General features: G+C 46.4%; 29 protein-coding genes. 13 read left to right on the top strand and 16 right to left on the bottom strand.

Going from position 1 to position 23,877, the window contains the following annotated elements; translation table 11 throughout:
• The first annotated feature begins 19 nt into the window (after positions 1-19).
• Both ACYQ1O_RS10740 and ACYQ1O_RS10735 read left to right on the top strand, forming a co-directional pair.
• A complete protein-coding gene (locus tag ACYQ1O_RS10740) occupies positions 20-529 on the top strand; it encodes a GspH/FimT family pseudopilin (RefSeq protein ID WP_459991684.1) in 510 nt (169 codons plus the stop codon).
• A 61-nt stretch (positions 530-590) separates the two neighbouring features.
• On the top strand, positions 591-1,007 hold the full coding sequence (locus tag ACYQ1O_RS10735) for a type IV pilin protein (RefSeq protein ID WP_459991683.1): 417 nt from the start codon (positions 591-593) through the stop codon (positions 1,005-1,007).
• Positions 1,008-1,032: 25 nt separating this feature from the next.
• Here the strand turns inward: ACYQ1O_RS10735 and ACYQ1O_RS10730 are convergent, their stop codons facing one another.
• Together ACYQ1O_RS10730 and ACYQ1O_RS10725 are read right to left on the bottom strand one after the other, a co-directional pair.
• Positions 1,033-1,854 carry an FkbM family methyltransferase gene (locus tag ACYQ1O_RS10730; protein ID WP_459991682.1) on the bottom strand — a complete coding sequence of 274 codons (822 nt, stop codon included), beginning with the start codon at positions 1,852-1,854 and terminating at the stop codon, positions 1,033-1,035.
• Between the two features lie 69 nt (positions 1,855-1,923).
• On the bottom strand, positions 1,924-3,513 hold the full coding sequence (locus ACYQ1O_RS10725; protein WP_459991681.1) for a tetratricopeptide repeat protein: 1,590 nt from the start codon (positions 3,511-3,513) through the stop codon (positions 1,924-1,926).
• Between the two features lie 306 nt (positions 3,514-3,819).
• Here ACYQ1O_RS10725 and rpsP point away from each other — a divergent pair, with 306 nt between their 5' ends.
• The 6 genes from rpsP (at position 3,820) to mgtE (ending at position 7,936) form a co-directional block, all read left to right on the top strand.
• Positions 3,820-4,071, top strand: coding sequence for a 30S ribosomal protein S16 (gene rpsP / locus ACYQ1O_RS10720; protein ID WP_459991680.1), 252 nt, complete (start codon positions 3,820-3,822; stop codon positions 4,069-4,071).
• A 6-nt stretch (positions 4,072-4,077) separates the two neighbouring features.
• Positions 4,078-4,584: a ribosome maturation factor RimM gene (gene rimM, locus ACYQ1O_RS10715; RefSeq protein ID WP_459991679.1), complete on the top strand. Its 507-nt coding sequence runs from the start codon at positions 4,078-4,080 to the stop codon at positions 4,582-4,584.
• 9 nt (positions 4,585-4,593) lie between these two features.
• Positions 4,594-5,352, top strand: coding sequence for a tRNA (guanosine(37)-N1)-methyltransferase TrmD (gene trmD / locus ACYQ1O_RS10710; RefSeq protein WP_459991678.1), 759 nt, complete (start codon positions 4,594-4,596; stop codon positions 5,350-5,352).
• A complete protein-coding gene (rplS, locus tag ACYQ1O_RS10705; protein WP_459991677.1) occupies positions 5,345-5,686 on the top strand; it encodes a 50S ribosomal protein L19 in 342 nt (113 codons plus the stop codon). The genes trmD and rplS overlap by 8 nt, the downstream gene beginning before the upstream one ends.
• A gap of 236 nt (positions 5,687-5,922) precedes the next feature.
• The gene (locus ACYQ1O_RS10700) at positions 5,923-6,234 is read left to right on the top strand and encodes a hypothetical protein (protein ID WP_459991676.1); all 312 of its coding nucleotides are present in this window, start codon (positions 5,923-5,925) and stop codon (positions 6,232-6,234) included.
• A gap of 253 nt (positions 6,235-6,487) precedes the next feature.
• Complete coding sequence (gene mgtE / locus ACYQ1O_RS10695; RefSeq protein WP_459991675.1) at positions 6,488-7,936, top strand: magnesium transporter; 1,449 nt, start codon at positions 6,488-6,490, stop codon at positions 7,934-7,936.
• A 3-nt stretch (positions 7,937-7,939) separates the two neighbouring features.
• Here the strand turns inward: mgtE and ACYQ1O_RS10690 are convergent, their stop codons facing one another.
• The 9 genes from ACYQ1O_RS10690 to sucC form a co-directional block, all read right to left on the bottom strand.
• Entirely contained in the window at positions 7,940-8,080 is a 141-nt protein-coding gene (locus ACYQ1O_RS10690) for a hypothetical protein (RefSeq protein WP_459991674.1), read from the bottom strand.
• A gap of 66 nt (positions 8,081-8,146) precedes the next feature.
• Positions 8,147-9,778 (bottom strand): NAD+ synthase, encoded by a 1,632-nt coding sequence (locus ACYQ1O_RS10685; protein WP_459991673.1) that lies wholly within the window; start codon positions 9,776-9,778, stop codon positions 8,147-8,149.
• 151 nt (positions 9,779-9,929) lie between these two features.
• On the bottom strand, positions 9,930-10,355 hold the full coding sequence (locus ACYQ1O_RS10680) for a hypothetical protein (protein WP_459991672.1): 426 nt from the start codon (positions 10,353-10,355) through the stop codon (positions 9,930-9,932).
• A gap of 236 nt (positions 10,356-10,591) precedes the next feature.
• The gene (locus tag ACYQ1O_RS10675) at positions 10,592-10,870 is read right to left on the bottom strand and encodes a hypothetical protein (RefSeq protein ID WP_459991671.1); all 279 of its coding nucleotides are present in this window, start codon (positions 10,868-10,870) and stop codon (positions 10,592-10,594) included.
• A gap of 106 nt (positions 10,871-10,976) precedes the next feature.
• Positions 10,977-11,663: a hypothetical protein gene (locus tag ACYQ1O_RS10670; RefSeq protein ID WP_459991670.1), complete on the bottom strand. Its 687-nt coding sequence runs from the start codon at positions 11,661-11,663 to the stop codon at positions 10,977-10,979.
• A gap of 48 nt (positions 11,664-11,711) precedes the next feature.
• Positions 11,712-12,002 carry a type II toxin-antitoxin system RelE/ParE family toxin gene (locus ACYQ1O_RS10665; RefSeq protein ID WP_459991669.1) on the bottom strand — a complete coding sequence of 97 codons (291 nt, stop codon included), beginning with the start codon at positions 12,000-12,002 and terminating at the stop codon, positions 11,712-11,714.
• Entirely contained in the window at positions 12,002-12,223 is a 222-nt protein-coding gene (locus ACYQ1O_RS10660; protein ID WP_459991668.1) for an addiction module protein, read from the bottom strand. Before ACYQ1O_RS10660 ends, ACYQ1O_RS10665 begins: the two co-directional genes overlap by 1 nt.
• A 57-nt stretch (positions 12,224-12,280) precedes the next feature.
• The gene (gene sucD, locus ACYQ1O_RS10655; protein WP_459991667.1) at positions 12,281-13,147 is read right to left on the bottom strand and encodes a succinate--CoA ligase subunit alpha; all 867 of its coding nucleotides are present in this window, start codon (positions 13,145-13,147) and stop codon (positions 12,281-12,283) included.
• Positions 13,148-13,202: 55 nt separating this feature from the next.
• A complete protein-coding gene (sucC, locus tag ACYQ1O_RS10650) occupies positions 13,203-14,363 on the bottom strand; it encodes an ADP-forming succinate--CoA ligase subunit beta (protein WP_459991666.1) in 1,161 nt (386 codons plus the stop codon).
• A gap of 121 nt (positions 14,364-14,484) precedes the next feature.
• Between sucC and ACYQ1O_RS10645 the strand changes: the two genes are divergently transcribed.
• Together ACYQ1O_RS10645 and ACYQ1O_RS10640 are read left to right on the top strand one after the other, a co-directional pair.
• Positions 14,485-16,116: a sensor histidine kinase gene (locus tag ACYQ1O_RS10645; RefSeq protein WP_459991665.1), complete on the top strand. Its 1,632-nt coding sequence runs from the start codon at positions 14,485-14,487 to the stop codon at positions 16,114-16,116.
• Complete coding sequence (locus tag ACYQ1O_RS10640) at positions 16,113-17,456, top strand: sigma-54-dependent transcriptional regulator (RefSeq protein ID WP_459991664.1); 1,344 nt, start codon at positions 16,113-16,115, stop codon at positions 17,454-17,456. Before ACYQ1O_RS10645 ends, ACYQ1O_RS10640 begins: the two co-directional genes overlap by 4 nt.
• On the opposite strand, the gene ACYQ1O_RS10635 is transcribed toward ACYQ1O_RS10640, so the two are convergent.
• Positions 17,453-17,959, bottom strand: a complete 507-nt coding sequence (locus ACYQ1O_RS10635) for a hypothetical protein (RefSeq protein ID WP_459991663.1) — start codon at positions 17,957-17,959, stop codon at positions 17,453-17,455. The genes ACYQ1O_RS10640 and ACYQ1O_RS10635 overlap by 4 nt on opposite strands.
• Before the next feature lie 258 nt (positions 17,960-18,217).
• On the opposite strand from ACYQ1O_RS10635, the gene ACYQ1O_RS10630 reads away from it, so the two are divergent.
• The 3 genes from ACYQ1O_RS10630 (at position 18,218) to ACYQ1O_RS10620 (ending at position 20,772) form a co-directional block, all read left to right on the top strand.
• Positions 18,218-19,591, top strand: coding sequence for an outer membrane protein (locus tag ACYQ1O_RS10630; RefSeq protein WP_459991662.1), 1,374 nt, complete (start codon positions 18,218-18,220; stop codon positions 19,589-19,591).
• A 114-nt stretch (positions 19,592-19,705) separates the two neighbouring features.
• Positions 19,706-20,260 (top strand): FMN-binding protein, encoded by a 555-nt coding sequence (locus tag ACYQ1O_RS10625; protein WP_459991661.1) that lies wholly within the window; start codon positions 19,706-19,708, stop codon positions 20,258-20,260.
• Positions 20,260-20,772 (top strand): hypothetical protein, encoded by a 513-nt coding sequence (locus ACYQ1O_RS10620; protein WP_459991660.1) that lies wholly within the window; start codon positions 20,260-20,262, stop codon positions 20,770-20,772. Before ACYQ1O_RS10625 ends, ACYQ1O_RS10620 begins: the two co-directional genes overlap by 1 nt.
• Before the next feature lie 5 nt (positions 20,773-20,777).
• On the opposite strand, the gene fdxA is transcribed toward ACYQ1O_RS10620, so the two are convergent.
• The 4 genes from fdxA to phoR form a co-directional block, all read right to left on the bottom strand.
• Complete coding sequence (gene fdxA / locus ACYQ1O_RS10615) at positions 20,778-21,101, bottom strand: ferredoxin FdxA (protein WP_459991659.1); 324 nt, start codon at positions 21,099-21,101, stop codon at positions 20,778-20,780.
• Between the two features lie 112 nt (positions 21,102-21,213).
• Entirely contained in the window at positions 21,214-21,894 is a 681-nt protein-coding gene (locus ACYQ1O_RS10610; protein ID WP_459991658.1) for a tetratricopeptide repeat protein, read from the bottom strand.
• A gap of 121 nt (positions 21,895-22,015) precedes the next feature.
• Positions 22,016-22,495, bottom strand: coding sequence for a CYTH domain-containing protein (locus tag ACYQ1O_RS10605; RefSeq protein WP_459991657.1), 480 nt, complete (start codon positions 22,493-22,495; stop codon positions 22,016-22,018).
• Positions 22,496-22,588: 93 nt separating this feature from the next.
• On the bottom strand, positions 22,589-23,872 hold the full coding sequence (phoR, locus tag ACYQ1O_RS10600; RefSeq protein ID WP_459991656.1) for a phosphate regulon sensor histidine kinase PhoR: 1,284 nt from the start codon (positions 23,870-23,872) through the stop codon (positions 22,589-22,591).
• Positions 23,873-23,877: the final 5 nt, after the last annotated feature.

The raw sequence follows: 23,877 nt of genomic DNA, 5'->3' as shown, positions 1-23,877 counted from the left end.
AAATTGCTAGAGTTAAATTATGAAAACCAATTGCACAAGGCTCGTTTTAAAAGAATTTGGTTTTTCCTACCTAGAACTGTTAGTGACCTTGGCAATAGCGGCTATTTTGGCGGGATCTGCTTTACCCAATCTTAATGACCTAATCAGAAGCGGGCGCTTGACTGAACAAACTAACAATATTGTTGATGCATTGATGACGGCACGCAACAAATCGGTAACAACTCATTACAATGCTATTGTTGCCCCAGTCTCAAGCTGGACGGGTGATATTCGCGTGTTTTTGGACAAAAACGGCAACAATAGCTTTAATGACGGTATTGATGAAGTCATACAGAAATACCAAGCCTCAGCAAGCGGTGAAATGAGCATTAGCAGTACAGCCCAACAATTCGTTTTTACCTCTGATGGGCGAGCATTAACATCTGGCGATGTTAATATTAGTAACAGGGGAAATAATGCAAAAAAAATCACTGTGTCGCCTACAGGCCGTTTAAAAACAGAAACCGTACAAAATACAACAAATTACTAAAGCCTGATTTGTCTTTAGTAAAAGTTTTCGACCCTGTTGCTTTAAACCCTAGACAATAAAAATGAAAGAAAGAAATCCGCTTGGTTTTACACTCATCGAACTTATAATTGCCCTAGCCATTGTGGGCATATTGTCTGCTATTGCATATCCTTCCTATAAAAACAATATCGATCAAGGCAAAGAGTCAGAAGCCAAAACAGCGCTAATATCCTTATCGGTAGCGCTTAACCAACTGTATTTGGATAACAATTCTTACCTTTTAAATGGCGCGCAACCCTCTGCTGGCGACATTTTCAGTTCAGTTGTACCGGTTAGTGGCGGCACCAAAACCTATGACCTGAACATTTCAGCAATAACAGCCACCACCTATTCAATCACAGCAACGCCAGTAGACAGCACATTGGCCAGCTACACGCTCGACGAAGCAGGCAATAAAACGCAGACAAAAAAAGGATCGACCCTTAGTTACTGGGAATGACTTGGCAGACTTGCGTTACCATCCCTCACACCTTTAGATTTAAAACATTGCCCACCAAGGTAAGCTGGTTCAGGGCGGGGTCAGTTTCGTGAACCGCTAGCATATTAATCCCAATATCAAAAACCCTGTAGCCCAGCGCTTCAACAAAAGCCATCAGGATATTTCGGTCCGATTTTATCGTCTCTATCACTAAAATCGGACGATGCTGTACTAAAAGACCTTGACCACCCAACAGCACTTCCTGCTCCATCCCCTCAACATCCAACTTGAGCAAATCCAAACGATCAAGGTCTAGCGCGTCCAAATTAACCATGGGTATGGCTACACAAGCATTTGGATGATAGGAAATGGCTTGACCAATAAATTCACTATTGCTGCGCTGGCGCATTTCTAAACTACCAAAGCTTGACGCTTTAAAATAATCGGGCTGTGGAACAAGCAATTCGCCACTGCACTGCCCTAACGCCGCATGGCGGACACGGGCGTTTAAACAATTATTTAAAACCACATTGCCCGCCAAAGCGTAAAAAATAACTTCTTGCGCTTCAAAAGCTATCACACGCCCCCAGCCGTACATATGTCGCGCCCACTCAACGGTATGCACACCAATATTGGCGCCACCATCAATGGCGACCACTCCATCACCGAAGTGCTGCCGCCGGCAATTGAGCAAGCCCAACACAAAACCAACTTCGTTTTCATCAAAACAAGAGGTGTTAAACAATTGATAACCAACGCCGTAACCACGATTTTCATCAACCATACGTTGGTCATTACGATTGACGATCATTGTTCCATGGTTGGTGGCAGACAAGACAAAAGCCAACGGGCGTTTTGGAAAAGACATAAAAAATTACCGAAAAGGTTGCAATAATTTGAAGAAAGGATTGCCACCAGCTTTTGTTTAGAAAAACTGTTACGAGCTTGCCCAAGCTTCCAAATGTGAACGGACAGATACCAAGACATCCGCCCATTCTCCGGGTTGGTTTTGCCTAAAAAGCTTAAGGCTTGGATACCAAGGGCTATCAACACGATTAAGCAACCAGCGCCAATCCGCAGCAAACGGCAATAACACCCACACAGGCTTACCCAAAGCCCCCGCAAGATGTGCAGCCACCGTATCAACGCAGATAACTAAATCAAGCTGCGCAATAATAGCCGCAGTATCGGCAAAGTCTTGAATGGCAGAACCTAAATGTGTCAACGGCATTCCAAGCGCCTCATCTTCACCCTGCCCTTTTTGTAAACTGACAAATGCGATATTTGGAATGTCGAACAAAGGTGACAACATCTTTAAATGGGCGAGCGAACGGTTAAGATCATTTTTGTGCAAACGGGCGCCTTTCCACACCAAGCCCACTCGTAAGCTTGCCTTGGGTAGTTTAGGTTTCCAAAACTCAATCCGCTCAGGTAATGCCGACAAATAATGGGGATAAACAGGGATGCTATCGAGCGTGGTTTGGCAATACAAGGGAATACTCAATAAAAACACCCAAAAATCATGGTGTTTTACCGCTACCGAATCAGCCGACAACAACTGGTCTACGCCCGGCAACGTTTCAAATAAAGGCTTCAACGGTTTTTTGCAGACTAAGGTCACCTGCGCCGCACCCCTATTTTTTAATACCTGTGCGTATCGGCAAAATTGAACCTCATCGCCAAAACCTTGCTCAGGCCAAATTAAGATAGATTTCCCAAACAACAGCTCACCCTGCCATTGCTTAAAAGGCACATTCGGCGGTACTGTATTCCTGTTTTTCCTATCAGGGTGGTATCGGCTTTCGTAATGCCGCCACCCCTCCTGAAACTCGCCAAACTTAAGCAACAACAACGCCAGCGTATGTTGTAAATCGACATAATCAGGCTTTAAAGCAATCGCATTCCGATAACAGGCAATCGCTTTATCAAGCTCGCCAGCCGCCTCATAAACCCTACCTAAGTTATTGTAAGCAGGTGCGTACTCTGGATTGATAGCAATAGCTCGCTGATGGCTCTCTGCAGCCAAAAACAAATTACCCAAGTCATTGTAACAAGAGCCTAAATTGCTGTGCGCTTCAACATAATCCGGCTCAAATGCCAAAGCTTTTTTAAAATTGCCAATAGCGCCTTCCAAGTCGCCCTGCTCTTTTTGCAAGGCGGCAAGATTATTGTAAGCTTGGGCATAATTACTTTTCAGTGCAATAGCTTTTTGGTAATTGTCCCTAGCCTCATCGACTTTATCCTGCTCCTTAAAAGCAATACCCAAATTATTGTATAAAAAAGGATTATTGGGTTGGATAACCATCGCCATGGAAATCAACCGTATTGCTAAGGGATAATTCTTTACCTGATGGGCAAGCAATCCTAACAAATGCAAAGCATCAGGATGCGCGGGTTCCACCAGCAAAACATGGCGGTAAATGGCTTCTGCCTCGGAAAGCCGCCCTTCTTGCTGGTGCGCCAATCCACTTTGCAGCAACGACCCAGAATTAATTGCAACTATTGGCGTATTGGGAAGACTATCCATTTTAGAATCTCTTAAATTTCCACATCCAAGCAAACTTTTTATGTCAAAAAACAACCTTAAGGCGTACTTATTTTAAAAGCACTATAACAATGCAAGTCGCTAACAACAACTGGCGATTTTATGTCTAACACCTTATCCTCTACCCCATTCTAGCCTTATAGGACTACCCAATAAGGATTGAAACAGAACGAATGAACACGTAACAATCAGCTTTTGTGCGGATTTTTTATATTAATCCTTCACATATCAAAAAATTCGCGTAAAATAGGCGGATTAACAATTATTGAAAGTTTTTGAGGAACATAGATGGTAACCATTCGTCTTTCCAGAGGTGGTGCAAAAAATCGCCCTTTTTACCAAGTCGTTGTCACTGATAGCAGAAGTGGTCGCGATGGTCGTTATATTGAACGCGTTGGCTTCTTCAACCCGCTGGCACGCGGCAATGAAGAACGTTTGCGTTTGGATAACGAACGTGTTGCATACTGGCAGTCTCAAGGCGCACAACCTTCCGAACGTGTTGCCAAATTGATTAAAGATTCTTTAAAGGCTGCCGCTTAAGCTGTTTTGCCAAAGCAAGAGCTTATCAGCGTCGGCAAAATTTCCGGCGTTTTTGGTGTTAAAGGTTGGATTAAGGTTTATTCCTTTACCGATATTCGCGAATCTATACTCGAATATTCGCCTTGGCTATTAATGAAAGCTGGCAACAACAAAACCATTGAAGTTGCTGATGCGGCTATTCAAGGTAAAGCGTTGATTGCCCAGTTAAAAGGCATCAATGACAGAACAACGGCAGAAGCGTTGGTTGGTTGGGAGATTTTCATCAGACCTGAACAGCTGCCCGAACTTTCCGAAGGCGAATACTACTGGTCTGACTTAATCGGCCTAAATGTTGAAACTCAAGAAGGCGTGGCATTAGGCATGGTTGATGGCCTGCTAGAAACAGGAGCCAATGATGTCATGATGGTAAAAGGCGAAAAGGACAGAGCCATTCCTTTTCTACAAGGACAAACCATCCTCAGCATCGATTTAACTGCCAGAAAAATGATTGTCGATTGGGATCCTGAATTTTGACCCGCCAGCATGCGTTTTGATGTCATCACACTGTTCCCAGAGATGGTGGAAACCGCCGCTGGTTTCGGCGTAACAGGCAAAGCAATAGAAAAAAATCATGTGCAATTATCGGTGTGGAATCCTAGGGATTACACCCATGACAGGCACAGAACCGTAGATGACCGCCCTTACGGGGGTGGGCCGGGTATGGTAATGAAATACCAACCTTTGCACGATGCCGTCTTAGCTGCTAAAGCAATAGGCAGTAACCAGGCGAAAGTAGTTTATTTAAGCCCACAAGGCAAACCACTTAGCCAAGCCTTATTTGCAGAAGCTAGCCAACTTTCGCAATTGATCTTGGTCGCCGGACGCTATGAAGGCATCGACGAACGCTTTATCCAATTGGATTGCGACGAAGAATGGTCGGCTGGTGATTATGTCATTAGCGGCGGCGAGTTGGCAGCCTTAATTGTCATCGATGGTATAACCCGTTTATTGCCTAATGTACTGGGTGATGAAGAATCGGCCAATCAGGACTCGCACAGCGACGGCTTGTTGGAATACCCGCAGTTTACCCGCCCCGAACACGTAGAAGGCCTTTCGGTGCCCAAAGTGTTAATGGGTGGCAACCATGCCGATATTGAATGTTGGCGACTAAAACAGGCATTAGGCAGAACTTGGCAAAAGCGGCCTGATTTGTTAGAAAAAAAACAATTGAACGCAGAACAGGCGAGTCTGCTGCAACAATTTAAAAATGAACTTGATGTGAAAGGGTGTAGTGATGAGTAATATTATTGATGTATTGGAAGCGCAGCAACTGAAGCAAATTCCTGAATTTAACCCAGGTGACACTGTTGTTGTACAAGTAAAAGTAAAAGAAGGTGAGCGCGAAAGGATTCAGGCGTTTGAAGGCGTTGTCATTGCCAAACGTAACCGTGGCTTAAACTCTGCCTTTACGGTCAGAAAAATCTCACACGGCACAGGTGTTGAGCGTGTTTTCCAAACCCACAGCCCCATGATTAGCGAAATTGTCGTTAAACGCCGTGGTGCTGTACGCCGCGCCAAATTGTATTACTTACGCAACTTGACCGGTAAAGCAGCCCGTATTAAAGAAAAACTTTAATCTTTAATTATCTGCGGAATAAAAAATAAAAAAGCAGCTTTAAGCTGCTTTTTTTATGCCTAGCGTTTAGACAATCACCCAATCCTCGCGTTTATTTTGGCATTGTCACACTTAAAACACGATTAATCCTATATGATGGTGGAGGGTAGCTTATAACACCCATTCACACACTCTCAGCAATCAAAACCAATTTAATCAAAATGACAATTTTTAAAAACATCCTAGCAGCTTGTGTTATGACTCTTTCCTTGACTGCAACAGGAACGGTTTCTGCTGAAGACGCAGCCGGTGCAGCAACAACGGGCTTAAGCGAAACGATCGCCAATATTGAACAAGCCCTAATAGACGTCAACCACAGTGACTTTGCCAGCGCACGCTTACACATCAAAACTGCCCGCATGGGTGCCGAGGCCCTTACTGGCGACCACGCTAAAATTAACGACGCAGTATCCAACATTGTCCAAGGCCAAATCCAAGCTAACCGTGGCAACAGCAAAGAATCTGCTGACTATTTAGCTAAAGCTTTAAGCACTTTTAAAGCCTTGTAAACCAGCACCATAAAAAGACACGGAAACTTGATTACACCGTGTCTTTCTTAGGTAAAACACCTGTCACCACCAGCTTTTGGGCTGGATTTCGTATACACTAAGCCCTCAAACGCCAAACCATAAACGCCAGACGGACGGTTACCGGCTAGCAGGCATTCATCATCACTTCAGCCTTAGTAACTAAACTAAACCCTCACCAGTAATCGGGCTTTGCAGGCCAACATCCCCACGACCAGCAACGGGCAACTCAGCTATGGAAACGCCAGAAAAACTCGATACCAAACAGTTTTTGCAGCAACAGCTCGACGACATACTGACGCTGCTGGAAAAACAACAACTGGAAAAATCCCTAGTCGAACGCGGGCCTGCCACCAACCACGAGTTGGTCGAAACCATGCTGCACAAGCAGCACCAAACACGCATTCAAGAAAAACTTGCCCACCTGCACCCAGCCGACATTGCCTATATTTTAGAGTCGCTGCCATTAAACCAGCGCAAAAACATTTGGGATGCCATCAAAACCGAACATGACGGACAAGTCCTGTTAGAAGTCTCCGATGCGGTCAGGCAAACACTCATTTCCGGTATGGAAGCCGAAGAACTCGCCAGCGTCGCGGGCAATTTGGATACCGACGAACTTGCTGAACTGGCTGCCGACATCCCCAAACGCGCCATGTTAAAAATCTTGCGGTCGCTCAACAGCGATGAACGCAGCCACTTAGACGCACTGCTGTCTTACCAAGACAACCAAGTCGGCGCGTTCATGGATTTTGGCATGATTACCATCCGCGACGACATCAACCTAAAAGCCATTTGTGCTTATATCCGCAAACTGGGCAAACTACCCGGGCAAACCGACAAACTGTTCGTAGTTGACCAGCACAACCGCATCAAAGGCACCCTGCCCTTGCAACGGCTACTGACGCATTCACCCTCGCAGCCGGTATCAGAAGTGATGGTCACGGACTACATTGCTTTTGAGACAACGCAAGACATTGCCGATGTGGCACGGGCATTTGAACGCTATGATTTGGTCTCGGCACCCGTCATCGATACCAACGGCGAACTCAAAGGCCGTTTGTGCGTAGACAGTATTTTGGATTTTATCCGCGAAAAAACCGACGAAGACATGCTCAGCCAAGCCGGTGTCACGGAAGAAGAAGACCTGTTTTCCAGCGTCTGGAAAAGCGCGCGCAACCGCTGGGGCTGGCTGCTGATTAACATCGCCACCGCATTTGCCTCCACGCGTATCATTGGCTTGTTTGAAGACGTGATCCTACAATTGGTTGCGCTGGCCTCGCTGATGCCGATTGTTGCTGCCATGGGTGGCAACACCGGTAACCAAACCAGCATGCTGATTATCCGCTCCTTGGCTTTAGGGCAAATCACCCCCTCCAACGTGCAACGCTTAATCCGCAAAGAATTAACTTTAGCCTTACTCAACGGCAGTTTTATCGGCCTGATTATGGGCTTGTTAAGCCTGCTGTTGTATCAAGATTGGGCATTGTCGGCAGTCATGGCCAGCGCCATGTTCATCAACATGCTAGTAGCGGTTTGTGTCGGCTTGGGAATCCCCTTGGTTCGCCATCGCTGGGGCAAAGATCCCGCCGTTGGGACAAGTATTATCCTCACCTCAATTACCGATTCAATGGGATTTTTTATCTTTTTAGGATTAGCGAGCCTGTTCCTGATTGGCAAATAGCCATCACCAACCACTCTCGTTATCATCATACGGCTGAGGCTTAATGTCTTTAGGGATTTTCGGCAGTTTTGCCGAACGCAGCAAGATTAACGCACTACCCAACACAAACATAAAAGCAACGATAAAAATAACAACCCACATCATAAGCCCCCATAAACCGTAGAAAAAAGAAATGCGGACGGTTACCGCCCTACTTTAAAGGACAGGAAGCTAGGGCTTGGGTTCAAGCATGGAAATGCCCCGATACCCCGATGTAATCGGATAGCGCCGATCCCGACCAAACGCCCGAGTGGTAATTTTAATCCCAAGCGGCGATTGGCGGCGTTTGTACTCATTCCTATCCACCAAACTGATCGCCCGCGCTACGTCTGCTGGACTAAAACCAGCGGCAACAATATCTTCCGCCGACTCGTCTAATTCCACATAGCGCTCTAAAATCGGGTCAAGCACATCATAAGGTGGCAAGGAATCTTCGTCTTTTTGGTCAGGAGCCAATTCAGCGGAAGGTGCACGGATAATCACCCGCTCAGGTATCACCGGCGACAAGCTGTTACGATAATTCGCCAATTGGTAAACCAACAATTTCGGCACATCTTTAATCGGCGCGAAACCACCCGCCATATCGCCGTACAACGTCGCATAACCGACGCTCATCTCACTTTTATTGCCCGTGGTCAGCAGCAACTTGCCTTGTTTATTGGACATTGCCATCAAAATCACGCCCCGGCAGCGGGCTTGAATATTTTCTTCCGTCGTATCCTTGCGCGAACCTGCAAACACATCAGCCAGCATTCCGGTAAACGCATTTACGGCAGGTTCGATAGGGATAATATGATGCTTAACGCCCAAGGCTTCGGCTTCTAAAACCGCATCTTCGTTGCTCATGTCTTGCGTATAACGCGATGGCATCAACACACATTCGACATGTTCCGCACCCAGCGCATCGACCGCCAACGCCAACACCAAGGCCGAATCAATACCGCCCGACAAACCCAACAACGCGCCTTGGAAACCATTTTTGCGGACATAATCCTTAACGCCCAACACCAAAGCCTGATACACGCCAGCGATAGGTTCGTATAAAGGCTCACAAACGCTGGCTTGCGGCTGGTTGCCGTGAAATTCGACCACGCTGATTTGCTCGGCAAATTCCACGGCACGGAAGACAATCTCGCCATTGCCATCAGCGACAAACGATGCGCCATCAAAAATCAATTCATCTTGCCCACCGATTTGGTTGACATACACCAATGGAATGCCCGCTGCTTTGATTTGCTGGCAAATCACTGCCTCGCGCTGATGGATTTTTCCGGCATTAAACGGCGAAGCGTTTAACGTCAAAATCAACTCCGCGCCTGCTTGTTGCGTGGCTTCGATAATACCTTCGCGCCAGACATCTTCACAAATGGTCAGTCCAATAAACGTGCCGTTAAACTCAAACACACACGGCGCATCGCCAGCAGTGAAGTAACGTTGCTCATCAAACACGCCATAATTGGGCAAGGCTTGTTTGCGGTACTTGGCGAGCATCACGCCGTCGTACAACACCACCGCGCTGTTATACAGCTTATCGCCATCCAACTCAGGAAATCCGACGACCATCGCAATACCGCTGACAGCATCGGCGAGCTGGTAAATCGCGTTATTGGCGGCGGCGACAAAATCAGCGCGGAGCAATAAATCTTCGGCGGGATAGCCGATGATGCTCAGTTCAGGGAAAACAACCAAATCGGCTTTTAACCCGTCACGGGCGTGAATGGCGGCAGCGATGATGTTATCAACATTAGCGGCAATATTACCGACTAGAAAATTGGTTTGGGCTAGGGCGATCTTTAGGGGCATGAAAATAAAAATATAAGGCGAAAAAACGCGAGAGTTATCAATAGTTAATAAAGCGGCGAAACCGTCACTCTTGGCATGGCACAGTTGATGGGCTTCCTTGCGTCAGCCCATCCTACGATTTTAAGTTTCGTAGGACGCATTAGCGATATGCTTAATGCGCCGGTTCTGTAGATCCATCATGCGGTTCAATAAGGCTATCGCCTATTGCATTGGCTTTGGGTTCATGTTCGTCATGTTCGTCATCTTGTTCATGTTCGTCATGTTGTTCATGATGATTTTCATGCCCAATAATATGTTCTACTAACTCGAACAACATGTAAGTCGTTAAAAAACCTTGATTAATCGTTAAAAACGTAATGAACACTATCGTGCAATTTAAACTCGCATCCAGATATTTTTTTATCATCAATGTGGTTATTGCAACGCCCAAAATTAACGGTGTTGTGTAAAAAATTAGCTCAATCACCCATTCTTGGTGAAAAATGATGATGAGTAGCTCAAACACATAAAAAATAGCAAAACCAAAAACTATATTTTTATAGTATTCCCACAAATAACTTAAGTTTTCAAACAGCATTTTTTCTCCTGCGCACGTTACGTTGTCCCGATTTAACCATGGTGGTTTAAATCTGTCACCCCCCTACAAGCCTCGGCTTGTACTCCAAACAACCCATTTAACCAACATACGACAACTTTAGCGGCTACCACATAAAGTAATGCGCCTAACTTACACCACACTTAAAGACACGAGGTCTTTATTCATTTAAAGCCCAATAGCGTAAGCACCGCGTAGCGTACTTAAAAAAAGAAAACTTATAGCTCATTCAGCTCGGTAGGATGGGCTGACGTTTGGAAGCCCATCATTTGGCAGTGTATTTCGATGGGCTTTCTGTCGTCAGCCCATCCTAAGATTTCCGCTAGTTCCCAAGCTCCGTCTTTACCGCCATCAAGATAAGGAAAAACATCAATAACGCAAATAATTATAGTGATAAATCCTTCTTCGCCCGCCTTTTTCAAAGGGGTGATTAACATTTTTTTCGCTGAGATTGTAAAGAAACGATCTTCCTCGTTTGAAAAAGCACCTAAGGGCATAAAGGGGATCGAGGGGAATTTTTAAAATCTACAATTTAATGATTTTATGGTGTTACTTCTTAACTTAATGGCAGTGAAGCTCCAGCTTGAGAACGAGCGGTGTTTTTTATGTACGTAAAAAGCCCAGCTCAAACACTTGTGGTTGAAGTTTTTCCGTTAGGGTTTTGTAGGCACTTTCAAATGTGCTGAAATCCACGGATAAGCCGTCGCCGTTGGTGTTTCTAAGCTTTAGGGCGTTGCGGATTTGATACCAGCCGACATCGGGGCAGTTGAGTTTGTAGTCTTCGCGGACGCTATAAACATCGGTTTGGGCAAAATAGGCTTGCCAGAGGCTGCGGCCTGCGTCTAACAAGGCATTCACAGTGCTGATGAATTCGTCTTCGTGCGTGGCGATGCGGAAGGAGACAAAGTGTGTGCCGATGTGCGCGGAGACTTCGGCCAAGGCTTCTTTGGGATATTGGCTGGCGGATTTGTCCCATTTGACGGTTTCTTTGGCAAGGAAGGGAAGCACGTCAGCTGTTTTCATAATCGCAGCTTTTTCGGTGTCGATGACGGCTAAAAACGGCGGTACGGTTTCGCCTTTGTTGAGGCCGTCTTGCGCATAATGCAGCAGCTGAGTGAACATGGCGTAGCTGGAGTTTTTGGCGGTGTCTTTGGCTTCAAACCAGATTTCTTTGGTGCAGATGTCGATTAAGTCTTTGCTGTAACTTTTTAAGCCCAGAGCTTTGATGTAAATGTCTTTTACATCTTCTTCGCTACGGGCTTGTTTGAGTTTTTCGTGGAGGGTTTGCATGGTTTTTGGAGGCGGCGGTTGTTTGATTGGGTGTAAAGCGTGGTGAAATTAAACCCTGTGTTGCCAACAATCAGGCTCTCTATGTAAGTGCATAACGGCAATTATATAAATGTTGTCATTTTCTTCGGCATACAAAACCCCGTAAGGGAAACGCCTGACCAGCGACCGTCTAATTTCGCCGTCTATAACTGTCCACGCTTTTGGAAAAGCGGCAATGCGTTCAATGGTTGCTTGAATTTCTACGGCAAAGTCGTAGCCCAAACGGTTTTCGATGGCTTGGTAATAATCAATGGCGGCATTAAATTCAACTTCCGCCTCAGGGTGAAAAACGATATTCACTACTGAAATCTATCGGCTATTTTTTTAAATACTTCGGCACTGGGAATGGCTGTCACTTCGCCGGATTGCAGTTGTTGCAGCCGATGTTTGGCAACTTCAACCCATTTTTTATCCAGCTCGGCTTCGGGCGTGTTTAAGCTGCGAAGTAGTGAATCGACGACTTTCGCGCGTTCGTCGATGGGTAAGGATACGGCTTCTGCGATAAGGTCTTGGGTTTTCATGGTTGCTCCTTCATATTTTTTGGAGTCCAAAACATGTTTTGGACTCCTCGTAAAATCTTAAAAACACGCCTTCATCGCCACGCCAATATCCGTCGGCGAACTCACCACTTCAATCCCCGCCGCTTTCAACGCGGCAATCTTACCCGCCGCTGTGCCTTTGCCGCCTGTGACGATTGCGCCCGCATGACCCATACGTTTACCCGCTGGCGCGGTTTGTCCGGCGATATAAGCTACGACAGGTTTAGTGACGTGGGCTTTGATGTAGTCTGCTGCGTCTTCTTCTTCGCCGCCGCCGATTTCGCCGACCATGACGATGCCTTTGGTTTGCTCGTCAGCTTGGAAACGGCTTAAGACATCAACGAAGTTCATGCCATGTACGGGATCGCCGCCGATGCCGACGCAGGTGCTTTGGCCTAAGCCTTGGGCGGTGGTTTGGTGGACGGATTCGTAAGTTAATGTGCCGGAACGCGAGACGATGCCTATCGAGCCGGGCAAGTGAATTTTTGCAGGCATGATGCCGATTTTGCATTCTCCGGGCGTGATGATGCCGGGGCAGTTGGGGCCGATCAGCAATGCGCCTGTGCCTGCCATCGCGGCTTTCACGCGCAGCATTTGCAGGATGGGGATGCCTTCGGTGATGCAGACGATGAGCTTGATTCCTGCATCGACGGCTTCAAGAATTGCGTCGGCGGCGTAGAACGGTGGCACATAGATGACGCTGGCGGTTGCGCCCGTGCTGTCTACCGCCGCTTGTACGGTGTTGAATACCGGCAAGCCCAAATGGCTTTCGCCGCCGCGTTCGGGGGTTACGCCGCCGACCAGTTGCGTGCCGTAATCTAACGCTTGTTGGGAGTGGAATGTGCCTTGTTTGCCTGTGAAACCTTGGCAGATAACTTTGGTGGTTTTGTCGATTAAGATGCTCATGTTATGCCTTTGCTGCGAGTAAGTGGCGTGTGTTGGAGTAAAAAAACATGTTTTTTTACTCCTTTGCTAAAGCGACAACTTGCTCTGCCGCGTGCGCCAAATCATCGGCAGCGTATAAATTCAGTCCGGTGTCTTTTAACAAGGCTTTGCCTTCTTCAACATTCGTGCCTTCCAAACGCACCACCACAGGCACGGCGACATGGATTTGTTTGATGGCTTCCAAAATCCCTTGGGCAATGACATCACATTTGACGATGCCGCCGAAGATATTCACCAACACGGCTTTAACATTGCCATCCGCCAAAATCAGTTTGAAAGCTTCGCAGACTTTTTCGACCGTTGTGCCGCCGCCGACATCCAAGAAATTGGCGGGCAAACCGCCTTTCAGTTTGACCAAGTCCATCGTCGCCATCGCCAAACCTGCGCCATTGACCATGCAGCCGATATTGCCGTCTAAGGTGATGTAATTCAGGCCAAATTGTTGCGCTTCGTTTTCTTTGTCATCTTCTTGCGCGGGGTCTTTCATTGCCAAAATATCGGGGTGCAAAGCGATGGCATTATCATCAAAATTGATTTTGGCATCCAAAGCCATCAGTTCGCCGCTGTCGGTTTCTATCAGCGGGTTGATTTCAATTTGGCTGGCATCTTTGGCTAAAAATAAGTTGTACATGCCGTGCATAATGGTCGCCAAGGCTTTGTGCTGTGTGCCGTGCAAACCTAAGGCGTAGGCGACATTGCGGCATTGGTAGCCTTGCAAACCCGCTGCCGGATGCACGGGGACGGTGAGGATTTTTTCTGGGGTTTCATGGGCGACGGTTTCAATGTCCATACCGCCTGCCGCTGAGGCGATGAAGATTAGCCGCTCGCTACCGCGATCCAATACCAAACTTAAATACAACTCGCGTTTGATGGGGTAAGTTTTTTCGACTAGCACCGCGTCTATCGGTAAACCTATGGCGTCGGTTTGTTGGGTGACTAAACGTTTGCCGAGCAAATCCGCCGTAAATTCTGTAACTTCCGTAATCGATTTTGCTAATTTGACACCGCCCGCTTTGCCACGACCACCGGCATGGACTTGTGCCTTGACCACCCAGCTATCGCCCGCCAATTCGGTTGCCATTTGTTCAGTATTATCCGCTGATGCCACATAGCCAGCCGGTACGGGGATGGCAAACTGCCGAAATAACTGTTTGGCCTGATATTCATGAATATTCATTGCTTGCTCCAGATAAGCTGATTAACCCTGCGGGCGTTTTTTGCGGCGTGCTTCAATGCTATGATGGCTTGAAATTCAGTATTCTAGCCAAGTCCTTATAAAACACCATGCTTAATTGACCATGTCAGGAAAATCCCCCGAAATTGTTTTCCCCTGCCCATTATCGAAAGGTTACGGGCTTGCCATCCACCAAGCTTGGCAACTGCTTAAGGTTTTTTTAGTTTATCGGCTGATTCTGTCAGGGCTTTTTATCGCGCTGCTCTACAACCCGCTGCACGATAACTTAGATAGCCAATTCGATAGCTTGCTTTTTGTCTATAGCACGCGCTGTTATTTATTGTTGACCGCCCTTTCGGCCCTTTGCATCTGGCGCAAATGGCTCAGTTATACAAGCCAATCGCAACTGCTGATTTTCTCGGACATCATCCTCATCACGGTACTGATGCACGCTTGCGGCGGTGTCAAAAGCGGCATTGGCATTTTATTAGCTGTATCAATCGGTTCGGGGGGGTTACTGATTGGCGGCATTTGCGCCTTGCTGTTTGCTGCCTTAGCCAGCTTAGCTGTGTTAACCGAACAGTTTTACAGCGATGCGATACTTAATTTAAGTAACACCTCCTACAGCTATGCCGGTATGTTGGGCGTGGCATTTTTTACGATCGCCCTGCTTTCTTATGTGTTGGCAAAACGTAGCGAAGAAAACTTTCTGCTGGCGAGCGAACAAAAGCAAACCATTATTAAGCTAGAAGAACTTAACCAATACATTATCCAGCACTTGCAATCGGGGATTTTAATTACCGATAGGAACGAAAAGGTGCAAATGGTCAACGAAGCCGCACTTCGCCTGACCGACCAGAAGAAAATGCCAGCCAATCTGAATGCCATTTCCAAACATCTATCGTTGGCGTTTCAGGATTGGCAGGCTGACTCGGCGCAAGACTTTGTCATTCTCAGCTTCCAAAACCAGCCGGAGATTTACAGCCGCTTTACCCGTTTGGCGACCGGGCTTGAGTCGTTGTATATGGTTATTTTTGAAGACAGCACGCTTTACAACCAACGTTTGCAGCAAAGCAAACTGGCTTCGTTAGGGCAGCTTACCGCCAGCATTGCCCATGAAATCCGCAACCCACTGGCCGCCATTAGCCATGCCAGCCAGCTGCTGTTGGAAAACCCCGATATGTCCTTGCAAGATAAGCGCATGGCAGAAATCATCCAAAACCATTGCTTACGGGTCAACCACATCATTGAAGATGTTTTACAACTCTCGCGCCGCAGTGACTCGCGCCGCGAGAAAATTTATTTGCAGCAATGGCTGGAAAATTATTTGCTGAACTTGGAGCTGGAAGCCTATGAACACGTTGGCACATTCAAAATTGAAAACCAGCAAAGCGAACCGGTAAGCATTTATTTTGACCCCAGCCACCTCAAACAAATCTTAGATAATTTATGCCAAAACGCTTTGCGCTACGGCAAACCAGAACTGGGGCAAATTATTCTCCATATTGGCAGAACCTCGCACGCCCCTTATATAGAAGTGATTGATAATGGCACGGGCATCAGCCACGAACATCTCAAACATCTGTTTTCGCCTTTTTTTACCACGTCCCAAAACGGTACGGGCTTAGGACTGTATATTTCAAAGGAATTAGCAGAGTTAAACCAAGGCAAATTGAGTTATCATTTATCAGATAAACAACGCAGCTGCTTCAGGCTCACCCTGCTAGACGCTGAAAAAAACCTAATTGAGATATGAAAGAACAAAGCGCTTTAATTGTTGACGACGAACCGGACATCCGTGAACTGTTGGAAATCACCCTCAACCGCATGGGCATCCAAACCCTCTGCGCAGAAAGTGTTGACCAAGCAAAAACCTTAATCAGCCAACAATCTTTTGATATTTGCCTTACCGATATGCGCTTACCTGACGGCAATGGTTTGGAGCTGGTCGATTTTATGCAAACGTTTAGCAAGCCTACGCCCATTGCTGTCATTACCGCACACGGCAATATGGATACGGCCATTACAGCAATGAAGAAGGGGGCGTTTGATTTCTTATCCAAACCCGTTGACCTGTTCACACTGAGGCAATTGGTCAGTAGCGCCTTAAAAATTTCCGATCCGATCCAACCTCCCAAGGAACGCCGCACACGTCATATACTGTTAGGCGAATCCATACAAATGCGCGAAATTCGCTCCAAAATCGGCAAACTGGCGCGCAGCCAAGCGCCGGTTTATATCAGCGGCGAATCAGGATCGGGTAAGGAGTTGGTGGCAAGGTTAATCCACCAGCAAAGTTCGCGGAGCGAAAGTCCCTTTATTGCCATCAACTGCGGAGCAATCCCTTATGAGCTGATGGAAAGCGAGTTTTTCGGTCACAAAAAAGGCAGTTTTACCGGTGCCGTCACCGACAAAAAAGGTTTGTTCCAAGCCGCAGAAGGCGGCACTTTGTTTTTGGATGAAATTGCCGATCTGCCACAAGCTTTGCAAGTGAAGCTGTTGCGGGCCTTGCAAGAGAAAAAAATCCGCCCTGTTGGCGAGCAAGTCGAAATACCGGTTGATATTCGCCTGCTCAGCGCCACCCACCGCAATCTTGCAGAAATGGTCCAAGCCGGCACTTTCCGGCAAGATTTGTATTACCGCATCAATGTGATTGACCTGAATATTCCACCCTTGCGTGAACGAAGCACGGATATTCCCTTATTGACCTATCACATTTTAAACAACCTGACTAAAGGCGAAGCCAGTACCCCTACCCTTTCGCAATCGGCCTTGGCAGCATTGCAAGCTTATCAATTCCCTGGCAACGTTAGGGAACTTGAAAATATTATGGAAAGGGCTTTGGCCTTGTACGATGGCAAAACCATCGATAAAGATGATCTTAACTTACCCTTGCTCAACGACAGTGAGCTTCACCATCAGAATTACGACCCTGCAATGGGGTCTTTAGAAGATTTTCTGGAAGATATTGAAAAGAAAGCCATTTCCAAAGCCTTGGAAGATAACAAATGGAACAAGACAGCCGCAGCCAAACAGCTGGGGCTGTCTTTTAGATCGTTCCGTTATCGCCTGAAAAAGCTCAATATGGAAGATTAGCCTTGGTATTTGTCCATGGCTTCCAATTTTGCCATCGCTTCTTTGATTAAAACCTCTGTTTCGGCATCCAGCTCATTGTTTTTATATACTTTGGGCAACAAACCTTCGATCACCATTGCATCTTTAATCCAACGCTTAGTAAAACGGTAATTGGCAACAATACTGGAAACCTCGCCGGTTTTAGGATCACGTACCGTACCTTTGGCTGACGACGGTGTTGGCGCAATCACTTTAGGCTTAGCGGCTTTAGGTGCGGCAGTTGGGGCTGTTTTTTCTACAGGCGGCGGGGCAACAGGCTCTTCCATTTTGGCAACAGGCTCTTCCATTTTGGCAACCGCATCTTTAACATCTACATTAACAATTGCTTCTGGTTCTGCTGCCACCGCCTGAACATCAGGGCTTGCGTGGTGAGTAGCTGTGTCGCCCGTTTGACTGCTGTTGAATACTGAATACGCTACATAAGCCACATAAACAGTCGTCAATACAAACAAAATTTCCGTCATTAATCCCCCTTATAATAATTTTTCGTACCTTTCTTAGATTGGATACGTAATTTAATGAAACTGCAAAGTTTTTGAAATAAAAGGGAATATACCAGATGCATAGGAGGCAGGTAAACTATAAATCCATTAACAAAACAATTGCTTGTTATTGCTTTTTGACGCTCTTTTTTACCTACCAAGCAAATAAGAATCATTTGCATCTTAAAACTCATTTGACCTATAATCCCCATAACCCATCTATTTTTGAGGATTTAGCAAATGAATCATGAAAAGCATTGTTTTGTTAAGACGCTGCTCGTCACCAGCCTGCTTTCGCTAAGCTATTCTGCACAGGCTTTAGAAAAACCACAGAGCATGGAAGAAATGTGGAAAATCATCCAAGCCCAGCAAAAGCAGATTGATGAAATGAAATCTGCAATGGAGAAAGCGCCCGCCAAACCAGCCGCAACAGCAAGCAACGACGTAAAAACACTGGAAAGAAAAACCGACGTGTTAAGCAAAGAAGTTGAAAAGCTACGCACCAACCTCACCATTCCTGATGATATCAAATACAAAAGTGCTTACGGCTTAGGCCCCGCCGCTTCCAAGGTTTACCAAGTCGGCAAAGGCCTGTCGATTGGCGGTTATGGCGAAGCCAATTACCAAGCTTATGTGGATGACAAAGGCACCAATAAAAACAATGCCGATATGGAACGCTTGGTGTTGTATACCGGTTATAAATTCAGCGACAGCATTTTGTTCAACAGTGAGTTGGAATTTGAACATGGAACAACAGGCAAGAACGGCGAAGTTTCCGTTGAATTTGCCGCGTTAGACTTTTTCATCGACCCGATTGCCAATATCCGCGCCGGTATGGTATTGATGCCGATGGGCTTCATCAACCAAATCCACGAGCCGCCATTCTTCTTCGGCAACAACCGCCCGGAAGTTGAACGCAGGATTATTCCTAGCACCTGGCGTGAAATCGGTGTCGGCTTATTCGGACAAATCACGCCGGAGTTAACTTATACCGCTTATATCGTTAATGGCTTGGATGCCAGTCGCTTTAGCTCAAACGGCATCCGCGATGCACGCCAAGCCGGCAGCGAAGCCACAGCCGAAGATTTTGGTCATGTGGTTCGCCTTGATTACACCCCTGGCTATTTGCCGGGCGTAACGGTAGGTGGCTCCGCTTATGTTGGCAATTCGGGGCAAAATATCCCTAACATTGACGCCTTCACCCAATTGTACGAAGGCCATGTGCAATGGAAATATCGCGGCTTAGAATTCCGCACCTTAGGTTCTTGGGGGCATATTGATGATGCCGCAGCCTTAAGCAAGCATAACAGCAGCACTATCGGCTCAGAAAACTACGGCTGGTATACCGAAGCGGGCTATGATGTGCTTCCATTATTAATGCCATCAACCACGCAATATCTGGCTCCGTTTTTCCGTTATGAACAACTCGACACCTTGGCAAGCGTGCCAGTGGGCTTTGTCGATGACGAAAGCAAAGACCGTTACATCTACCAATTTGGCCTGCAATACAAACCCATCCCCAACGTCGTTATCAAAGCCGATTACCGCAACTTCAACGCCAAAAAAGGCATATTGGGCGATGATGTCAACTTAGGCTTTGGCTTTATATTCTAATCATCGTCGCTGGTAACGCGTTTGCGGCTGCAAACGGCACGGCAACATCGTGTATGATAATGCTAACGCCAGCCTCCGGGCTGGCAATTTAGCTTAGATCGGATCACTTCTGCCATGAAAAAAAAACCAACTTATTACCGTCTGTTACTTTGCTGCTGCTTACTCGGCAACTTAAGCAACGCCTGTGCGGAAATTTTTTACAGCAAAAACGAAGCAATGGAGTTGGCTTTTGGTAAAGGCGCGCAAATCGAAACACTATCCCTGTTTCCTGATGACGCGCAAACCCAACAAATCCAACAAGCCACCCGCGCCAAACTGGAATCTGGGCTGTTCACCTTATATGTCGGCAAACAAGGTGAAAAGCTACTGGGTTATGCGGCAATAGAAACGGAAACCGTCCGTACCAAGCCCGAAACATTAATGATTGTGTTAAACCCTGAAGGGGAATTGACCAAAGTTTTAACCTTGGCATTCCACGAACCTCGCGAATACCAACCACCTGAAAGCTGGTTTGAAAGGCTCTACAAGCGGCCTTTATCGGAAATGGATTTCAACAAAGGTGTCGATGGCATTAGCGGAGCCACTTTAAGCACCCGCTCATCGCTCACCAGTATCCGCAAAGTGATGAGCATCTATCAAATAATGGTCAAAAACCAGGAAAAACCCTAATGCGTTATTTTGTCAACGGCGAACAACACCGTAAATCGCTGCTCAACGCACTGGTGCTGATGTTTTTGGGCTATGTTGCACTGCTGTGGCTCAGTAACGGCCTGATGTACTTTCACCATATGAATTTGAGTGCGGATTCGGTGATCGCCTACTATTTAGGCTCAGAAGCACAGTTCACACAACCGCGCAGTTACCAAGGCATGTTGGAAGTATCACACTTCCATTTGTTTTCGATGGGGATGTTGGTGGTCACCTTAACGCATTTAATGCTGATGACCGAATTTTCGGTGCGGCTAAAAATTTGGTTGAGCGTATCAACGTATCTTTCCGCTATTGCAGATGAGGCGGGCGGATGGCTGGTACGTTTCGTCCACCCGCTGTTTGCCTACTTTAAAATCGCCTCGTTCCTGATTTTGGAACTGTCCTTGGCGGCTTTGGTTGTTGCCGTGACGATTGCCTTATTACGGGCCCGTCAACGCATGAAAAGCAACAACCTCAATGACATCAGCTAACCGGCTTACTTTTCCAGCAAATCCAACTTGCCTTCTTTGCCGTTCCATTCATCAGCATCCGGCAAAGCATCCTGCACGCTAGTGATTGACGGCCAAGTTTTGGACAGCTCGGCATTCAATTTAATAAAGATTTCTTGGTTTTCCGGCACTTCATCTTCAGCAAAAATGGCATTGGCAGGGCATTCTGGCTCACATAACGTACAATCAATGCATTCATCTGGATCAATGACCAAGAAATTCGGGCCTTCATGAAAGCAGTCAACAGGACAAACGTCGACACAATCAGTAAATTTACATTTAATACAATTTTCAGTGACTACAAACGCCATAATTATTACCGGAATAGTTTTAAGGAAAGTCTAAATAAGAGGAATATCTTAGCAGAAAGGGGCTGCTCTTAGAACACCGATTGTAAAAGCAACACGCTTATAAGTTTGAAGCTTATTTTCTGGATATTGGCTCGGAAAGGGACAGGTCATCACCGATGGCGTCAGCCTCTTGATGTTGCGCTTTTTGTAAAGCCAACTTGGCCTCTTCTTTGAGTTTTTTATCGGTGTATGTCAAATTTGGCTGCGAAATCGATAAGGCATGCTTTAAATAAGCTTCGGCTTCTTTGATGCGGTTTTCTGAAAGCAAAAAGTCACCGTAAAAATAATTGGCGTCGACACCTTCAGGGTTCACTTTTAAGCCAGCCTTTAATAGCTCCTCCGCCTTTTCATCATTTCCGAATGCCACAGGCCATGCCGGTACTTTATAATAAAGCGTACCTAAAGTGACATAACCGGAGCCATTCATCACTTTAGGGTTGAGCTTGATGGATTTTTCCAACAAATCGCGTGATTCGTAAATAGCATCGAGGGCCGAAACAGGGTCAAGATGCTCTGCGTAGGAAGACTTGATAACGGCTTGCCAATAGATGACATCGGCCTGGCTGGGATTGCCTTTAGATAAACCTGCTACGTATTCCAGCAGGGCTTGATAAGCTGAGGATTGCTGCGCTTTTGCAGTATTGTAGTAAATCGTTGCCCAGCGCTGTTCGATGTCGGCAATTGAATCAGTAAGATTCTCTGCAACACACTGGGCTGATAGTAGCAATAATGCAACAAACGTTGTTTTTTTCATACATCAACTATAGTCCAATTACTTTGTTTTTTCAACAGCAACGGCTATTTTTAATATGATTTTTTGTGAGCAATAAGGCAATAAATAATTGATCACCAATGTTTTTTAGCGTGACAACCCATCATTGCCCATCACGCCATTGGCTATACGGATAACGGACCAAATTATTGTTGTAATAACGCAAATCTTCGGTCACTTCCTGACCCAGCCACTCAGGCCTTTGAAATACTTCACCTTCTTCGGACAATTCTATTTCAGCGACGATTAAACCGGCATTATCCCCTTCAAATTCGTCAATCTCCCAAAGATGCCCGCCGTGTTCAACAAAGTGGCGAATTTTTTCAATTAATGGCCTTTGGCATAAATTGCTTATCATCTCATCGGCATCTTGCAGTGGAATCTCGTACTCGTACTCGTGGCGCTGTGTGCCAATCACTGCGCTTTTGATATTCAGCCACGCCTGATCCTGACTGGTTCTAACACGTATCGAAGTGGTAGGCAGTGCGCTTAAATAGCCTTGCCGATAACGCACTGACTGACTGACATGTTCGCGCCAAGCATCATTAGCCAATAAAAACTTATGTTCAACTTCAATAGCCATAGCAATTCCTTAAGCACTCCAAGACGCCAATAAAGCGCATTAGAAGCCCTGATAGTTTATAAATGTGGGTAGTTTTTGGAAAAGAAGGGCAGTTTAGGCTTTGCCACAAGCGCGTTGCAAGGGGAAATGGCAACTAAAGCAGCTGCCCTTGCCCAGTTCGCTGGCAATTTCCAGTCGACCATCATGGCGCATCATGACGTGCTTAACAATAGCAAGACCCAAGCCCGTACCATGGACTTTTTTATGGCGCTTGCCTTCTACACGATAGAAGCGTTCGGTAACGCGGGGTATATCCAAGGTGGAAATGCCTTCGCCAAAATCTTCAACTTCCAAGACAAAAGCCGTGCTTGATTGAAACCAACGCACCTTTACAGGCGAATCATCAGGTGAATACTTCAATGCATTGCCAAGCAGATTCGTAAAAGCACTGCGTAATTCTTGCTCTTCACCATAGATATGCGTGCCAGTCTCTAAGGTCAGCTCGATACGTCTGTCGGCGTTTTCCAGCGCGTCGCCTTCTTTGCAAATTTGGCTCAACATGGAAGGCACATCAACACAAACCGCTTTTTTCTGTTTAGTTTCCAATCGTGTGAGAAGCAGCAAATCATCCACCAAATGCTGCATGCGCTCGGTTTGGCCTTGCATTTCTTTAAACGACGCGGTCAATAACGGTGAATTGCCTTCATCCAAATCTTGCACCGTTTCCAGATAACCTTTGAGAACGGTTAGCGGCGTCCTTAACTCATGGGAAACATTGGCGACAAAATCTTTGCGCATGGTTTCCATTTTTTTGAGCTGGGTAACATCTTGCGCCAGCAATAAGCGCAAACCAGCGCCGTAAGCGACAATGCGGATTGCAAGGATGATGCGGCTATTGACCGGTGATGGCAAGATGACCGGCTCACTGTAGTCACCAAATTTAAGATAACGGATAAACTCTGGGAATCGAATCAGATAAGGGATGCGTTGGCCTTTATCGGATTGCTGCAAGCCTAACACCTCACGGGCGGTTTTGTTCGTCCATTCAATTTGGTCGTTCGCACCCAGTACTACCGCTGCGTCAGGCAGGGCTTCGATAGACTCACGGAATTGTTTAAGCATGCGCCGCTGCTTTTTCTTGCGGCGTTTTTCGGCTTTTTTAAGCTGGTAAACATGGTAATAAATTTCTTCCCAGATACCGCTCACGCGCGGGTATTCTTGACGACCACCCGCACCAATCCATTTTTCAAAGCGGCTGATTTGCCGGGTTTGCCGAATCTGGACAATCACCAAAAAAAGGCTAATCGCCTGCCAGAAATGCCCAGTCAAGCCACCAGCAATGGCTGCAAAAAACAGCAGCAACAGAAATTTGCCGATGTCTATTTTCCATGCACCCATTCTCT

Source organism: Methylosoma difficile, from assembly GCF_054657615.1.
Note: the sequence above shows the minus strand (reverse complement) of the source record. Positions and strands in the feature narration are given on the sequence as shown.

Excerpts from the sequence above, each read along its gene's own strand:
- mgtE (WP_459991675.1), top strand. The coding sequence starts at position 6,488 with ATGGAAACGCCAGAAAAACTCGATACCAAACAGTTTTTGCAGCAACAG.
- ACYQ1O_RS10700 (WP_459991676.1), top strand. The coding sequence starts at position 5,923 with ATGACTCTTTCCTTGACTGCAACAGGAACGGTTTCTGCTGAAGACGCA.
- ACYQ1O_RS10635 (WP_459991663.1), bottom strand. The coding sequence starts at position 17,959 with ATGACGGAAATTTTGTTTGTATTGACGACTGTTTATGTGGCTTATGTA.
- ACYQ1O_RS10630 (WP_459991662.1), top strand. The coding sequence starts at position 18,218 with ATGAATCATGAAAAGCATTGTTTTGTTAAGACGCTGCTCGTCACCAGC.
- fdxA (WP_459991659.1), bottom strand. The coding sequence starts at position 21,101 with ATGGCGTTTGTAGTCACTGAAAATTGTATTAAATGTAAATTTACTGAT.
- ACYQ1O_RS10725 (WP_459991681.1), bottom strand. The coding sequence starts at position 3,513 with ATGGATAGTCTTCCCAATACGCCAATAGTTGCAATTAATTCTGGGTCG.
- ACYQ1O_RS10605 (WP_459991657.1), bottom strand. The coding sequence starts at position 22,495 with ATGGCTATTGAAGTTGAACATAAGTTTTTATTGGCTAATGATGCTTGG.
- ACYQ1O_RS10730 (WP_459991682.1), bottom strand. The coding sequence starts at position 1,854 with ATGTCTTTTCCAAAACGCCCGTTGGCTTTTGTCTTGTCTGCCACCAAC.
- rplS (WP_459991677.1), top strand. The coding sequence starts at position 5,345 with ATGAGTAATATTATTGATGTATTGGAAGCGCAGCAACTGAAGCAAATT.
- sucD (WP_459991667.1), bottom strand. The coding sequence starts at position 13,147 with ATGAGCATCTTAATCGACAAAACCACCAAAGTTATCTGCCAAGGTTTC.
- ACYQ1O_RS10680 (WP_459991672.1), bottom strand. The coding sequence starts at position 10,355 with ATGCTGTTTGAAAACTTAAGTTATTTGTGGGAATACTATAAAAATATA.
- ACYQ1O_RS10685 (WP_459991673.1), bottom strand. The coding sequence starts at position 9,778 with ATGCCCCTAAAGATCGCCCTAGCCCAAACCAATTTTCTAGTCGGTAAT.
- ACYQ1O_RS10735 (WP_459991683.1), top strand. The coding sequence starts at position 591 with ATGAAAGAAAGAAATCCGCTTGGTTTTACACTCATCGAACTTATAATT.
- ACYQ1O_RS10660 (WP_459991668.1), bottom strand. The coding sequence starts at position 12,223 with ATGAAAACCCAAGACCTTATCGCAGAAGCCGTATCCTTACCCATCGAC.
- ACYQ1O_RS10740 (WP_459991684.1), top strand. The coding sequence starts at position 20 with ATGAAAACCAATTGCACAAGGCTCGTTTTAAAAGAATTTGGTTTTTCC.
- ACYQ1O_RS10625 (WP_459991661.1), top strand. The coding sequence starts at position 19,706 with ATGAAAAAAAAACCAACTTATTACCGTCTGTTACTTTGCTGCTGCTTA.
- ACYQ1O_RS10670 (WP_459991670.1), bottom strand. The coding sequence starts at position 11,663 with ATGCAAACCCTCCACGAAAAACTCAAACAAGCCCGTAGCGAAGAAGAT.
- trmD (WP_459991678.1), top strand. The coding sequence starts at position 4,594 with ATGCGTTTTGATGTCATCACACTGTTCCCAGAGATGGTGGAAACCGCC.
- ACYQ1O_RS10675 (WP_459991671.1), bottom strand. The coding sequence starts at position 10,870 with ATGCCCTTAGGTGCTTTTTCAAACGAGGAAGATCGTTTCTTTACAATC.
- ACYQ1O_RS10640 (WP_459991664.1), top strand. The coding sequence starts at position 16,113 with ATGAAAGAACAAAGCGCTTTAATTGTTGACGACGAACCGGACATCCGT.
- rpsP (WP_459991680.1), top strand. The coding sequence starts at position 3,820 with ATGGTAACCATTCGTCTTTCCAGAGGTGGTGCAAAAAATCGCCCTTTT.
- sucC (WP_459991666.1), bottom strand. The coding sequence starts at position 14,363 with ATGAATATTCATGAATATCAGGCCAAACAGTTATTTCGGCAGTTTGCC.
- ACYQ1O_RS10645 (WP_459991665.1), top strand. The coding sequence starts at position 14,485 with ATGTCAGGAAAATCCCCCGAAATTGTTTTCCCCTGCCCATTATCGAAA.
- phoR (WP_459991656.1), bottom strand. The coding sequence starts at position 23,872 with ATGGGTGCATGGAAAATAGACATCGGCAAATTTCTGTTGCTGCTGTTT.
- ACYQ1O_RS10620 (WP_459991660.1), top strand. The coding sequence starts at position 20,260 with ATGCGTTATTTTGTCAACGGCGAACAACACCGTAAATCGCTGCTCAAC.
- ACYQ1O_RS10610 (WP_459991658.1), bottom strand. The coding sequence starts at position 21,894 with ATGAAAAAAACAACGTTTGTTGCATTATTGCTACTATCAGCCCAGTGT.
- ACYQ1O_RS10690 (WP_459991674.1), bottom strand. The coding sequence starts at position 8,080 with ATGATGTGGGTTGTTATTTTTATCGTTGCTTTTATGTTTGTGTTGGGT.